The organism is Tenacibaculum sp. A30 (genome assembly GCF_051200845.1).
In the GTDB taxonomy this organism is placed as follows: Bacteria; Bacteroidota; Bacteroidia; order Flavobacteriales; family Flavobacteriaceae; genus Polaribacter.
Window position 1 is genome coordinate 993,352 of sequence record NZ_CP195160.1, and the last position, 13,243, is coordinate 1,006,594.

Genomic DNA, 13,243 nt, shown 5'->3' on the forward strand with positions numbered 1-13,243 from the left:
ACGTATATAAAAAATAGCAGTTAAGTACAAACAGTTAAGATTTATACTTTTCTGCTATCTTTCTAATAAACTTGAAAAGTGATCGTATTTTTACTCTGCTACTTTTCATACACAAGACCGTTAAAAACAAAAAACTCCAACTGGAAATTACAGCTGGAGTTTTTTTATATGATTTTATTATTCCTTAAAACAACTCTTCTACTTCAATAGTTAAGTTATTAATAAAACTTTCTGCATTTTTAATGTCGTTATGTAATACTCTATCGTCATTCACCACTGGTACGTCTTGCCTGAACATCTCTACAAAAGAAGCCAAGAACTCAGAAGTATTATGCTCTCTAAAAGATAATCCTTGTGAAGCATTCATCAACTCAATAGCTAATACCGAGCATACATTGTCAATTACCTTTTTAGCTTTTACAGCTGCATTTGCTCCCATACTTACGTGATCTTCTTGTCCGTTACTAGACACAATAGAATCAATACTCGATGGTGTACAGAACTGCTTATTAGCACTTACAATACTTGCTGCTGTATACTGTGGAATCATAAATCCACTATTCAACCCTGGGTTAGAAACCAAGAACGCTGGTAATCCGCGTAAACCAGAAATTAACTGATAGGTTCTTCTTTCAGAAATATTTCCTAATTCAGCAATCGCAATTGCTAAATAGTCTAAAGCTAACGCTAACGGTTGTCCGTGGAAATTTCCTCCAGAAACCACGATATCTTCATCTACAAACACATTTGGGTTATCCGTTACCGAATTAATTTCTGTAACAAATGTTTTCTTCACAAACTCTAAGGTATCCTTGGTTGCTCCGTGAACTTGTGGCATACATCTAAACGAATACGGATCTTGCACGTGTTCTTTAGGTTGCGCAATCAACTCACTTCCTGCTAACAATTCAGAAATACGTTTTGCTGTAGCTAACTGTCCGTTGTGCGGGCGTACTAAATGAATCAACTCATTAAAAGGCTCTATTCTTCCGTCAAAAGCTTCTAACGAAACCGCACCAATAACATCTGATAAGTACGATAATTTATACGCTTTTAATAAATTATGCACTCCGTAAGCGCTCATAAACTGAGTTCCGTTTAATAAGGCTAATCCTTCTTTAGATTGTAGATTGATTTTTTCCCATCCAAACTTTGCTAACAACGCTTCTCCTGAAATTCGTTCTCCATCAACATATACTTCTCCTAAACCAATTAACGGTAACGATAAGTGTGCTAACGGAGCTAAATCTCCAGAAGCACCCAATGATCCTTGGGTATAAACTACTGGAAGAATATCGTTGTTGTAAAAATCTATCAAACGATCAACTGTTGCTAATTGCACACCTGAATGTCCGTAGCTTAACGATTGAATTTTTAATAACAACATTAATTTTACAATCTCTTGTGGCACTTCATCACCTGTTCCACAAGCATGACTCATTACTAAGTTTTCTTGTAATTGTTGTAAATTATCTCCGCTAATCTTCACATTACACAACGAACCGAATCCTGTATTAATTCCGTAAATAGGATCGCTATGTGTTTTCATTTTCTCATCAAGATACGTACGACACTTTTGTATCTTTTGTCTTGATTCTTCTGATAATGAAAGTTTTTTATCTAGTAATACAATACTATGAATATCTTCTAAACCTATTGGTTGTGAACTTATTATATGTGTAGTATCCATTTTAATATTTTTGAGGTGTACAAAGAACCTAAAAAAAGATAAATTTTCAAGATCTTTTCGTACAAAAAAGTAGGGGTATTTAAATAATATGTTAATTTCTTTGATAAAAACGTTAAAAAAACTAACTTCGACGCCTTGAACACCATATTTATTAAACGAGAAATAATGAAAAAACTAGTACTTTTAGCCCTCATAGGAGTTACCATAATTTCATGTAAAAAAGAGGAACAAGCACCTGTAAAAGACTATCTGATTTTATCTGGTAAAGTTGAAAACTTTAAACGAAGAGATATTACTTTATCTGGCTTTAAATTTGAGAAAAAAATAAAGTTTGATAGAGAAACTGGTTCTTTTGTTGATACCCTTAAAATTGATAGAGATGGTTACTATACTTTGTTTTTCAACAAAACACCTCTTAACCTATACCTAACTAAAACAGACGACGCAGGTCTTGTATTTGATTATAAAAATGCTGACGTTGTTAATTTTGAAGGTGCACACGCAAACATTAACAACTATTTTGTTGAGAAGCAAAAGACTTGGAGTGATATTATTGTTAGTGCTAACCAATTTTTTGCGTTGGAAGAAGAGGAATTTTTAGCTAAAACCGATGAATATAAAGAAGCCTTAACTGAACTTTCAATTTCTAAACAGTTACCTGCTGATTTCTTAAAACACGAAGTTAAAAATATTGATTACGAGTGCTTAAGAAACTTATATAATTACCAAGATTTTCATGCTACTTTAACAAGAAACAAGGATTTTAAAGTTTCTGAAAACTTCCCAAATCCTTTAGAAAACTTTAATTATAGTAGTGGTGATGATTACGTAAACTCATTTTCTTACAGAGCTATGTTAGAAACTGAATTGAATAAAATCGCTAAAGAAAAAAATAAGGAAGGTGAAGATTTATATTTAACTTATTTAGAAACTGTTCATACAGAAGTAACTGACACTGTAGCTAAAAACGATTTATTATACAAAAGCGCCCAAAATAGTATTACCTATACAAGTGATTTAAAAGAGTTTTATAGAAAGTTTATGGCTTATTCTACCAATGAAGCGCATAAAGAAGAAATTACTGAAGATTATGAATTATTAAAAACCACTGCAAAAGGACAACCTGCTCCTAAATTTAAGGATTACGTTAATTATAATGGAGGAACAACCTCTATGGATGATTTATTAGGTAAAGGTAAGTACTTATACATTGATGTTTGGGCTACATGGTGTGGTTTTTGTAAAAGAGAAATTCCTTTATTAAAAAGATTAGAGCAAGAATACCACGGTAAAAACATTGAATTTGTGAGTATTAATGTTGATGATAAAGGAAATGAAGAGAAATGGAAAGAAACAATCCAAGATAGAGAAATGACTGGAGTACAGTTAATGGCTGGAGATAGTCACTTAAAATTAGACTGGGCTCAAAACTTCTTAATTAAAGGGTTGCCTAGATTTATCATCGTTGATCCTGATGGAAATATTGTAAGTCCTAATGCTCCTGCTCCATCTGAAGGAGAAAAATTAATCAGCATGTTTGATGAATTAGGAATCTAAACAACCTATACACATAAAAAAAGCCGCTAGATTTAGCGGCTTTTTTTATGCAGTTTATTTTCTAAAATCGATTGTCTCCATCTAAAAGATTACCTAAACCTCCTAACACACTTCCTTCTCCTTTATCTCCTTTTCCTGTTTGAGGCGCCATTGCCAATACTCTTCCAGCTAATCGACTAAACGGTAACGATTGAATATATACGGTACCTGGGCCTTTAAGAGTAGCAAAAAACAATCCTTCACCTCCAAATATAGTGTTTTTTATTCCGCCTACAAACTCAATATCATAATCAACATCTTGCGTAAAACCTACAATACAACCTGTATCTACTTTCAAAACTTCACCTGGTTGTAATACTTTCTTTGCCATCGTACCTCCAGCATGTACAAATCCGATACCATCACCTTCCATCTTTTGCATAATAAAACCTTCTCCACCAAACAAACCTCTACCTAAACGTCTAGAAAATTCAATTCCTATCGATACACCTTTAGCTGCACATAAAAAAGCATCTTTCTGACAGATAAACTTTCCACCAAACTCAGTTAAATCGATTGGAATAATCTTTCCTGGATATGGAGAAGCAAAAGAAACTTGTTTTTTTCCTTGACCTTCGTTCGTAAACACCGTCATAAACAAACTTTCCCCTGTTAAAATTCGTTTTCCTGCAGAAAAAATCTTTCCCAACAATCCTTTCTCTTGATTTGAGCCATCTCCAAAAATGGTATTCATTCCTACACCAGAATCCATCATCATAAAGCTACCACTCTCGGCAACTACCCCTTCTTGCGGATCTAATTCTATTTCTACAAACTGCATTTCTTCTCCAAAAATGCGATAATCTATTTCGTGTGCATTCATATTTTTTAGTTTTTATATATAAGAAGAACTTTTTATTGTTTTGTTACAAACAATTCCTTTTCTCCTACTATTTTAAGTATATTTAAAGCTTTAAAAGTTATTTCTTTTCTTTCTTTATTAAAAAACTTCTTGTTAAAATTCTTTTTAGGAATAATATTGGTCGCAAAAAAGTAAGCGTTCTTTTTAACCAAAATATATCCAACAAACCAGCCATTGTTTTCTTCTCCCCTAATTGACCATCCTGTTTTTCCTCTTAACACATAGAGGTTATTTTCAGAAATTACCATCATCTTTTTCATAATACTGTCAGTTTGTTTAGAAATTGGTAATTCTGAATTATAAAGTCGTTTTAAAAAATCAATTTGCTCAAATTGATTAATCTTAGAGTTTCCATTTAGCCAAAAACTGTCTAAATTCCCTTCATTTACATCCATTAAACCGAAATTTAACTTTGTTAAGTTAGTTTTCATCCTTTCTAACCCAATATTTCTGGCAATTTCTTGATAACATGGCACACAAGAAAAATGAAAAGCTTGTTGTAACGTTAAATCTTGCTCCCAAATTTTTAAGTATCTGGGCTCTCCATCCCATTTAAAAACAACATTCTCATTTTTTAGAACTCCCGTTTCTAAACCAATGATAGAGTTCGGTATTTTAAATGTCGATGCTGGTAAATTTTCTTTGTTACACCAATCAAAATCATTTGAGTAAAAAGTGTCATTGTTTAAATCGTAAATAAGAATGGCTCCCTCTAGCTTGGCTTTATCAATAATTTCTTGAAAATCATCTTTAACCACATACTTCGTTTCAGCTTTAGTACTTTTAGATTTTTCTTCGTTTTTACAAGAAAAAAATAACACAGTAATTATTAAAAAAAAGCTAAACCTCATCGTTAGTTACTCTTTAACTTTCAAACTCCATTCGTATTCAAATTTCGACACCGAAACTCCTTCCTTATTAAAACCTTCTGCAGCAACAATTACTGTTTGTCCTTCACCTGTTTCAATCGCCTTTTGAATCGTTTCTCTTATTAATTGTCCTTGGTTGCATTTAAAACGAATTTTTCCTGTTGCCTTTTTTGTAAAAGTCCCATTCATGTTGGTTACTAACATCGAAATTTTTCTATTTGACGCTGCAATCTCTTTCATTACCAAAACTCCTGTGGCTAATTCAGACGCCATTCCTTGCACTGCCCAAAACATCGATTTAAACGGATTTTGATTTACCCATTTGTAGGTAACTTTTACCTCAGCAGTATCATCAGTAAGTGATTTTAAACGTACTCCAGTAAAAAAAGCTGAAGGTAATTTAAAAAATAAAAAAGCATTAACTTTTCTAGGTGTAAACTTCATTTTTTCAGTATTTACAGGCAATGTACGGCTTTTTATTCAATTAAATCACGAAACTCAAACGTTAAATTTTGTTAATCTTTAGTACTATGTATTGCATAATACCTTCTAAAAGATATATATTTGCATTGTAAAGTATTATATAATTCATTTTATTATGCAACACAATAACCAAAATACCAATGCCTTTTTAATACATATATCTGCATTTGCAGGATATTTATTCCCACTAGGAAGTATCATTACTCCTTTAATCTTATGGCAAACTTTAAAAGAGAGAAGTGTATTTTTAGATGAACACGGTAAAGAAGCCGTAAACTTTAATATTAGTTTCGGGTTATACATTTTTATAGTTAGTGCTTCATTTTTACCGTTCTTATTTAGAAACATATTCCATGGATTTAATGGAATAGACATCGACTTTGGAGGACATCATGGCTATGGAGGCCTATTTGGCATTTTAGGTTTTACTTCGTTAGCAGGACTTATAGCACTGATAAAAATAGCATTGATAATTATCGCTGCTATGAAGGCAAATAAAGGTGAACTATATCACTACCCTTTTACAATAAAATTTATAAAATAACCATAAACCGCATTACATGAAGATAGAAAACACAAAAGCACAAATGCGTAAGGGTGTTTTAGAATATTGCATCTTATCAATCTTACAAAGAGGAGATGCTTATACCTCTGAGATACTCTCTAACCTTAAAAGTGCAGAAATGATTGTGGTTGAAGGAACCATATATCCGTTACTTACCCGCTTAAAAAATGCAGGACTATTAAGTTACAGATGGGAAGAATCAACCTCTGGACCTCCAAGAAAATATTACGTACTCACCGAAAATGGCGGAATGTTCTTGAAAGAATTAGACAAAACATGGCATAATTTAGTAAACGCAGTAAACCAAGTAACAAGTACAAAATCAACTAAAGATGAATAAGACAATAAATATAAACCTGGGCGGATTTTTCTTCCACATAGATGAAACTGCCTATCAGAAATTAAAACGATACTTAGACGCTATCGCTCGTTCGTTAAGTGATGATCCGCAAGGAAAAAACGAAATCATTGCCGATATCGAAGCACGCATTAGTGAATTATTATCAGAAAGAATTACAGACGCTCGCCAAGTAGTAAATGAAAGCGATATTGAAGAAATCATCGCTATTATGGGCCAACCTGAAGATTATGCTGAAGCTGAAGAAGCGTATAGCGAAAACACTTCTTACAACTATAAAAGAAACACCGCTAGCAAAAAAATGTTTAGAGATGGTGACGATAAATTTTTAGGAGGAGTTTGTTCTGGACTTGGACACTATTTTAATATTGATGTTGTTTGGATTCGTTTAGCTTTCCTTATTTTAACCTTAGCTGGTTTCGGTTTTGGAATCATCGGATATATCATTTTATGGGTTATTCTACCTGAAGCTAAAACGACCTCTGAGAAATTACAAATGGAAGGTGAAGCCGTAAACATTGATAATATTGAAAAAAAAATTCGTAACGAATTTGAAAATTTATCATCAAAGGTAAAGGAAGGCGCCCATGATTTATCGGATAAAATTTCGAATGCTGATTACCAAAAATTACGTAACCAAACGAAATCAGGATTACAAGATTTTTTAGACACAATGGGTAAAATCTTACTAACACTATTCAAAGTGTTCGGTAAATTCATGGGCGTTTTATTAATTTTCATTGCAGGTATTACTATCATTTCATTATTGTTAGGTTTATTCTCTGTAGGAAGCTTAGAGATTTTAAATTTCGATGGAGACATGGTTCAATACCCACCATTCTTCTACGATTCAGTAATGCCTAAATGGTTATTAATGACCTTCTTGTTTTTCTTAATCGGTATTCCTTTTGTAGTCTTATTTATTTTAGGGTTAAGAATTTTATCTCCGAATATTAAAAAATTAAGCACTGCTTCTATTTTAACCTTATTTGGTTTATGGTTGATCTCATTATTAGCAATAGGCTTTACAGGAATAGAGTTTGCAACATCTCATGCGTATGATGGTACACATGTTACTAAACATAGTATTACTTATAATCTGCAAGAACCTTTAAAGATTCGAGTTGTTAACGATGATAATATTCATTACCAACATAATTTGCGAAATCGTGATAACGCTATGTTGGTAAATGTTGACGATAAAGAACTAAAGTATTCTAACAATATTAATATTGATGTCCGCAAAAGTGAAACTGATAGCGCATATATTGAAATTAAAAAAACATCTGAAGGAAAAAAGCGTAATGATGCAAACAATAATGCAGAAGCTATAAAATATGCTTATAAAAGCGATAACAATACTATTGTTTTTGACGCCTTCTTTTTAAGTGCTTTTAAAAATATTTGGAAAGATGAAGAGATAAACGCAGTAATATACATTCCTGAAGGAACAACTATTTATTTTGAAGGATCATCTCGTAATTTCTTAGATGATGTAAAAAACACACAAAATATATATGATCGAGATATGGCTAATCATCATTTTAAAATGACATCTAAAGGTTTCGAATGTATGGATTGTGATGAAGAGGACATCAACAATAATGAAGAGTCTGAAGATTGGAATTCTGACAATAATGATGAAGTAAGTTTCCTTTTTGACAGTACTATAAATGATATAAAAGCTGAATTTATCATTTCTAAAAAAACTACTGAAGATGAGCTTAACAAATTAATTAATTGGTTCGAGGATCGTAAAAACATAAACATAAACGTTGTCAGCTCTAAATTCAATAAGAACAAAACAATTGATAAACTTGTTTTAGAAGTAGACTGTAACGATGGTCATGTAGGTACTATTACAATCGCTAATAATACACTAGATAATATCTCTAAAGGTTTCCGTAGATTGTATGATGAAGATGGAGAATTAGCTTTTAAAACTTGGTAATCTCATAAACTGAAAAACTATGAATGATTTATTCGACTTCTTTTTTAAAGGTAACTTCTTTATGAAAATAGTTACACTACTCTATAGCTTATTACTATCATGGGTAATGAACGGACAAGTACAAGAAATTCCAGATTACAAACCTGTTGATATTAAGTTACACAACGAAATTGTAAAAATGGATAGCATATACTTTAACGCTTACAATACTTGTGACATGAAAACACAAGCAGATATTTTAAGTGAGGATATTGAGTTTTTTCATGATATGGGAGGTTTATCTACTTCTAAAAGTGAAATTATAGCTGCTACAAAAAAGAATATTTGCAACAAGGTTAAACGCACATTAATTGAGGGAAGTATAGAGGTATATCCCATAAATCAATATGGTGCAGTGCAAATTGGATATCATGAGTTTTTCAACAATCAAGAACCAGATGCCAAATCGGTTCCAAGTAAGTTTATTGCTATTTGGAAAAAAGAGAATAATAAATGGCAAATGACAAGAATTATCAGTCTTCATTAAAATATAGTTGACACTAACAACATTAGTTCATTGGTTAGCTAACTCCGATGACACTAATACTTGGTTTTATTAGTTAAGCCAAAGCTATATAGCTTTGGCTTTTTCTTCATATAAAAACTTAATAATAAAAATACGAAAACCTATATATTTGTTTAAAACATTCCTTGCATGAATTTAACCATTGAAAATATTTTATTAATAGGGTCGGTTTTACTTTTAATAAGTATTATAGTTGGAAAAACATCGTATAAATTTGGAGTTCCTACTCTGCTACTATTTTTAACTATTGGAATGCTCGCTGGGTCTGATGGTATTGGTGGCATTATTTTTGATGACCCGAAAGCTGCACAATTTATAGGAATTGTTTCTTTAAATTTTATTCTATTTTCTGGAGGGTTAGATACAAACTGGAAGGCTGTTAAACCCATACTCAAAGAAGGATTGGTACTTTCTACTTTAGGCGTATTGCTTACCGCTGTTTCTTTGGGTCTCTTCGTATGGAATATTACCGATTTTACAATTTATGAAAGCTTACTATTAGGAGCTATTGTTTCTTCTACCGATGCTGCTGCAGTATTCTCTATTTTACGCTCTAAAAACTTAGCGTTAAGAGAAAATTTACGTCCTACTTTAGAGTTAGAAAGTGGTAGTAACGACCCCATGGCGTACGTACTAACTATTGCTTTTTTAACATTGGTTACCCATCAAGATCAAAGTTTAGCCTCTATAATACCTTTATTTTTACAGCAAATGGGAGTTGGTGCTATTGCTGGTTTTTTATTCGGAATGCTTAGTAAAAAAATAATAAACTCAATAAAGCTTGACTTTGAAGGGTTGTATCCTGTCTTGGTTATTGCTCTTATGTTTATTACTTTTTCTTTTACCAATTTTATAGGCGGTAATGGCTTTTTAGCTATTTACATTTGTGCTGTTTACTTAGGAAATCAAAACTTAATTCATAAAAAAACGATCTTAAAAATGTTTGATGGATTAGCTTGGTTAATGCAAATTGTACTATTCTTAACATTAGGATTACTTGTTTTTCCTTCACAAATTGTTCCTTACATTGGTATTGGACTTATCATTTCTCTCTTCTTAATTTTTATTGCTCGCCCTGTGGGAGTTTTTATTAGTTTACTCTTTTTTAAAATGAAGTTAAGAAGACGTTTTTATATTTCGTGGGTTGGTTTACGTGGCGCGGTTCCTATAGTATTTGCAACCTATCCTCTTTTAGCGGGTATAGATAAAGCTAATATTATTTTTAACATTGTATTTTTTATATCGGTTACTTCTATTTTAATACAAGGTACAACGCTTAGTATTGTTGCAAAATGGTTAAATGTTGCTTTACCTGAAGAAACAAAAAAACTCAGTGCTACAGATATGCTCTTAGAAGAAAATCCGAAAGCTTTAATGCAAGAAATTATAATTACAAAATCATGCAAGTCGGCAAACAAAAAAATTGTAGAATTAGATTTCCCTAAAAACGCCATTATAGCCTTGATAAAAAGAGATGGTAACTATATAACTCCTAATGGTTCAACGACAATAAATGCTGCTGACATTTTAATTGTTCTTGCTGATAAACCTACTATTTTTAAAGAAATTAATGAAAGCCTTAAAAATTAACTAATAATCGGTTTTAATTTTAATTATTAAAGTAATTTTGTAGTATGAATAAGATATTACGATTTTTAAGCGTCCTTTTTATTACAATGGTATATTTTTCTACCATTGGTTTTACGCAAAAAGATCAATCTTTTTCTAGTGAGTTTAGCAACCTATACTCTTCACATAAAGAATACAAACCTGAAATTAGTGTATTAGCTAGTGGTGCTGCTCAATTTGATGTATTTAAAAATCTTATTATGAATGTAGACGATATCATCAAATTTGTTAAAAACTCACATGGCTTAGTTATGGCAAATCACATGGAATCAATAAATCACTGTCCTTTAACCCGAAAAAAGCTTAAAGAAATATTGATTCAAAACAATCTAGAAGAAAAAGTTGCTATTCCAGAAGATGGGGAGTCTGTATACTTTTAAATCTCTTCAAAATAAAGAACTCTACATTGAATAATGTGAGGTTTTAAATTACTCTTGGTTTGCTAAAAACTCTAAGACGTTTTACTAAAGCTTATACCCTAAAACAAAGTCAAATTGACTTTTAAAAAACACTTTTTTTATGAAAATTGTCTTTTTGATTTAAACAAACCTCCTTTAAAGAATTAAATTAACTCAAAAAAAACATCCATAAAACAAAATTCACTTTCAAAAACATTAAAAAAGATTAAATTCATTTAATTTGCAACAAATTTTAACAAACTATGTCCTCAAAAAATAAACTAGAATATACAGCTGAAGAATTTGTCTCTCCAGAATACATTCGTAACCGCTTTTCTAAAATTATGTCTGATATGTATAAAAAAGAGGTACCTCTTTATGGTGAACTTCTTGATTTGGTTCATGGCATAAATGAAAATGTTCTTTCAGAATCTAAAGAAATTGAAGAACAGTTAGCACATACTGGCGAATTAACTCGATTAAATATGGAACGCCACGGAGCAATTCGTTTGGGTAAGCCTTATGAGTTATTTACGATGAGACGTTTGTTTAAAGTAATGGGAATGTATCCTGTTGGTTATTATGATTTAGCTCCAGCCGGTGTTCCTGTTCATTCTACAGCGTTTAGAGCTATTGAAAGCACCGCTCTTAATCAAGCTCCATTCAGAGTTTTTACCTCTTTATTACGTATAGATTTAATTGATGATCCTCAGCTTCGTAACAATGTTGAAACTATTTTAGAAAAACGTCAAATTTTTACAGAAAAAGTTTTACAACTTATTGATAAATCTGAAAAAGAAGGAGGGTTAAATAAAGAAGATGCCGAAATCTTTGTACTAGAAGCATTGGAAACTTTTCGTTGGCACGATACTGCTACCGTAGATTATGAAATGTACGAAGCCTTACTAAATCAACACAGATTAATTGCTGATGTTGTTGCTTTCAAAGGACCTCACATCAACCACCTAACTCCTAGAACCTTAGACATAGACAAGGTGCAAGTAAGCATGGAGGCTCGTAATATTCCACCAAAAGACAATATCGAAGGACCTCCAGCAAGAAAATGCCCTATTCTATTACGTCAAACAAGTTTTAAGGCATTGACTGAAAAAGTAACTTTTAAAAACAATGCTGAAAAAGAAGAAATAGGTGAACACAAAGCTCGTTTTGGTGAGATTGAACAACGTGGTGTAGCGTTAACTCAAAAAGGACTTGATTTGTATCATGAACTGTTAGGTAAAACACGTAAAGCTATTGGTGGATCACCAACTGCCGAAAATGCCTCAGAATACAACGAATTATTAGCAGAAAATTTTAAAGTTTTCCCTGATAACTATGAAGAATTATATTCTGAAGATTTAGCTTATTTCCATTACTTTACTACTAATAAAGCAGCTACTTTATCTAAAGATAAAGTGTATACAAAAGTAGATGTAAACCAATTATTAGAGGATGGTTATTTAAGTATAGAACCTATGGTTTACGAAGATTTCTTACCTGTAAGTGCAGCAGGAATTTTTGCCTCAAACTTAGGAACAGATGATGCTAAACGTGAATACCAAGGTACTTCAAATCAAGATTTATTTGAAAAAGATTTAGGGGAACCTGTTTATACGTTAACAAAATGGTATGAAGATATGCAAGATGAAAGCATACAAAACTGCTTGGCAGAAATAAATGCTTAATCATAAAATCAAACAGTAAAAAAAGTGTGTAGCCGTAAATGTAAATTTGTGGCTACGCTTTTTTTCATTAAAGAGATTCTTTATCTTGTAGCTTACATTGGGTTTATTCTAACTAAACAACATTATTCTTTTGGAAAATCAATTTGATTATATAGACAAACAAATACTATCAAAACTTCGTTTAGATGCCCGTAAAGCCTATTCGCAAATTGCAGATGAGTTAAAAGTTTCTAACTCCTTAATTCATCAACGCATAAAAAAATTAACTGCGGAAGGTGTAATTAAAAATGCAGAGTTTGTTTTAGAAGAAAAAAGCTTAGGCTACAAAACTAAATCATACACAGGTATTCGTTTACGTGAAGCTCGTTTTGCGAAAGATGTAATGCGCGAATTAGAAAAAATTCCTGAGATAACAGAATGTAATTTCGTGTCCGGAAACTACGCTATTTTCATCTTGATTTACGCAAAAGACAATCAACATTTACAAAAAATACTCTACGACAAAGTACATTTGATAAACGGAGTAGCGGGTACCGATACTTTTATATGTTTTGACACCTGTTTTAAAAGAAACATCCCCATAGAGTAAACA

Annotated in this window: 13 protein-coding genes; 9 read left to right on the plus strand and 4 right to left on the minus strand. The window is 31.8% G+C overall.

Annotated elements, in window-relative coordinates; translation table 11 throughout:
- Positions 1 to 184: 184 nt before the first annotated feature.
- Positions 185 to 1,690 carry a histidine ammonia-lyase gene (hutH, locus tag ACR9ES_RS04720; RefSeq protein ID WP_435255293.1) on the minus strand — a complete coding sequence of 502 codons (1,506 nt, stop codon included), beginning with the start codon at positions 1,688 to 1,690 and terminating at the stop codon, positions 185 to 187.
- Positions 1,691 to 1,855: 165 nt separating this feature from the next.
- Between hutH and ACR9ES_RS04725 the strand changes: the two genes are divergently transcribed.
- On the plus strand, positions 1,856 to 3,247 hold the full coding sequence (locus ACR9ES_RS04725; protein ID WP_435255294.1) for a TlpA family protein disulfide reductase: 1,392 nt from the start codon (positions 1,856 to 1,858) through the stop codon (positions 3,245 to 3,247).
- Positions 3,248 to 3,308: 61 nt separating this feature from the next.
- Here ACR9ES_RS04725 and ACR9ES_RS04730 read toward each other — a convergent pair whose 3' ends face one another.
- Genes ACR9ES_RS04730 through ACR9ES_RS04740 form a run of 3 tightly spaced genes read right to left on the minus strand, consistent with a single transcriptional unit; the run spans position 3,309 to position 5,461 of the window.
- The gene (locus ACR9ES_RS04730) at positions 3,309 to 4,109 is read right to left on the minus strand and encodes a TIGR00266 family protein (RefSeq protein WP_435255295.1); all 801 of its coding nucleotides are present in this window, start codon (positions 4,107 to 4,109) and stop codon (positions 3,309 to 3,311) included.
- A gap of 32 nt (positions 4,110 to 4,141) precedes the next feature.
- Positions 4,142 to 4,999, minus strand: coding sequence for a class D beta-lactamase (blaOXA, locus tag ACR9ES_RS04735; RefSeq protein WP_435255296.1), 858 nt, complete (start codon positions 4,997 to 4,999; stop codon positions 4,142 to 4,144).
- A gap of 6 nt (positions 5,000 to 5,005) precedes the next feature.
- On the minus strand, positions 5,006 to 5,461 hold the full coding sequence (locus ACR9ES_RS04740) for a DUF4442 domain-containing protein (RefSeq protein WP_435255297.1): 456 nt from the start codon (positions 5,459 to 5,461) through the stop codon (positions 5,006 to 5,008).
- Between the two features lie 154 nt (positions 5,462 to 5,615).
- On the opposite strand from ACR9ES_RS04740, the gene ACR9ES_RS04745 reads away from it, so the two are divergent.
- The 8 genes from ACR9ES_RS04745 to ACR9ES_RS04780 all read left to right on the plus strand — a co-directional run bounded on the left by ACR9ES_RS04745 (position 5,616) and on the right by ACR9ES_RS04780 (position 13,240).
- A complete protein-coding gene (locus tag ACR9ES_RS04745) occupies positions 5,616 to 6,044 on the plus strand; it encodes a DUF4870 domain-containing protein (protein ID WP_435255298.1) in 429 nt (142 codons plus the stop codon).
- 16 nt (positions 6,045 to 6,060) lie between these two features.
- Positions 6,061 to 6,405 carry a PadR family transcriptional regulator gene (locus tag ACR9ES_RS04750; RefSeq protein ID WP_435255299.1) on the plus strand — a complete coding sequence of 115 codons (345 nt, stop codon included), beginning with the start codon at positions 6,061 to 6,063 and terminating at the stop codon, positions 6,403 to 6,405.
- On the plus strand, positions 6,398 to 8,374 hold the full coding sequence (locus tag ACR9ES_RS04755) for a PspC domain-containing protein (RefSeq protein ID WP_435255300.1): 1,977 nt from the start codon (positions 6,398 to 6,400) through the stop codon (positions 8,372 to 8,374). Before ACR9ES_RS04750 ends, ACR9ES_RS04755 begins: the two co-directional genes overlap by 8 nt.
- A 19-nt stretch (positions 8,375 to 8,393) precedes the next feature.
- Entirely contained in the window at positions 8,394 to 8,900 is a 507-nt protein-coding gene (locus ACR9ES_RS04760; RefSeq protein WP_298997589.1) for a nuclear transport factor 2 family protein, read from the plus strand.
- 168 nt (positions 8,901 to 9,068) lie between these two features.
- On the plus strand, positions 9,069 to 10,529 hold the full coding sequence (locus tag ACR9ES_RS04765; protein ID WP_435255301.1) for a potassium/proton antiporter: 1,461 nt from the start codon (positions 9,069 to 9,071) through the stop codon (positions 10,527 to 10,529).
- Between the two features lie 44 nt (positions 10,530 to 10,573).
- Positions 10,574 to 10,948: a hypothetical protein gene (locus tag ACR9ES_RS04770; protein WP_435255302.1), complete on the plus strand. Its 375-nt coding sequence runs from the start codon at positions 10,574 to 10,576 to the stop codon at positions 10,946 to 10,948.
- 281 nt (positions 10,949 to 11,229) lie between these two features.
- Positions 11,230 to 12,651, plus strand: a complete 1,422-nt coding sequence (gene hglS / locus ACR9ES_RS04775; RefSeq protein ID WP_435255303.1) for a 2-oxoadipate dioxygenase/decarboxylase HglS — start codon at positions 11,230 to 11,232, stop codon at positions 12,649 to 12,651.
- Positions 12,652 to 12,781: 130 nt separating this feature from the next.
- The gene (locus tag ACR9ES_RS04780) at positions 12,782 to 13,240 is read left to right on the plus strand and encodes an Lrp/AsnC family transcriptional regulator (RefSeq protein ID WP_274634258.1); all 459 of its coding nucleotides are present in this window, start codon (positions 12,782 to 12,784) and stop codon (positions 13,238 to 13,240) included.
- Positions 13,241 to 13,243: the final 3 nt, after the last annotated feature.

Excerpts from the sequence above, each read along its gene's own strand:
- hutH (WP_435255293.1), bottom strand. The coding sequence starts at position 1,690 with ATGGATACTACACATATAATAAGTTCACAACCAATAGGTTTAGAAGAT.
- ACR9ES_RS04725 (WP_435255294.1), top strand. The coding sequence starts at position 1,856 with ATGAAAAAACTAGTACTTTTAGCCCTCATAGGAGTTACCATAATTTCA.
- ACR9ES_RS04730 (WP_435255295.1), bottom strand. The coding sequence starts at position 4,109 with ATGAATGCACACGAAATAGATTATCGCATTTTTGGAGAAGAAATGCAG.
- blaOXA (WP_435255296.1), bottom strand. The coding sequence starts at position 4,999 with ATGAGGTTTAGCTTTTTTTTAATAATTACTGTGTTATTTTTTTCTTGT.
- ACR9ES_RS04740 (WP_435255297.1), bottom strand. The coding sequence starts at position 5,461 with ATGAAGTTTACACCTAGAAAAGTTAATGCTTTTTTATTTTTTAAATTA.
- ACR9ES_RS04745 (WP_435255298.1), top strand. The coding sequence starts at position 5,616 with ATGCAACACAATAACCAAAATACCAATGCCTTTTTAATACATATATCT.
- ACR9ES_RS04750 (WP_435255299.1), top strand. The coding sequence starts at position 6,061 with ATGAAGATAGAAAACACAAAAGCACAAATGCGTAAGGGTGTTTTAGAA.
- ACR9ES_RS04755 (WP_435255300.1), top strand. The coding sequence starts at position 6,398 with ATGAATAAGACAATAAATATAAACCTGGGCGGATTTTTCTTCCACATA.
- ACR9ES_RS04760 (WP_298997589.1), top strand. The coding sequence starts at position 8,394 with ATGAATGATTTATTCGACTTCTTTTTTAAAGGTAACTTCTTTATGAAA.
- ACR9ES_RS04765 (WP_435255301.1), top strand. The coding sequence starts at position 9,069 with ATGAATTTAACCATTGAAAATATTTTATTAATAGGGTCGGTTTTACTT.
- ACR9ES_RS04770 (WP_435255302.1), top strand. The coding sequence starts at position 10,574 with ATGAATAAGATATTACGATTTTTAAGCGTCCTTTTTATTACAATGGTA.
- hglS (WP_435255303.1), top strand. The coding sequence starts at position 11,230 with ATGTCCTCAAAAAATAAACTAGAATATACAGCTGAAGAATTTGTCTCT.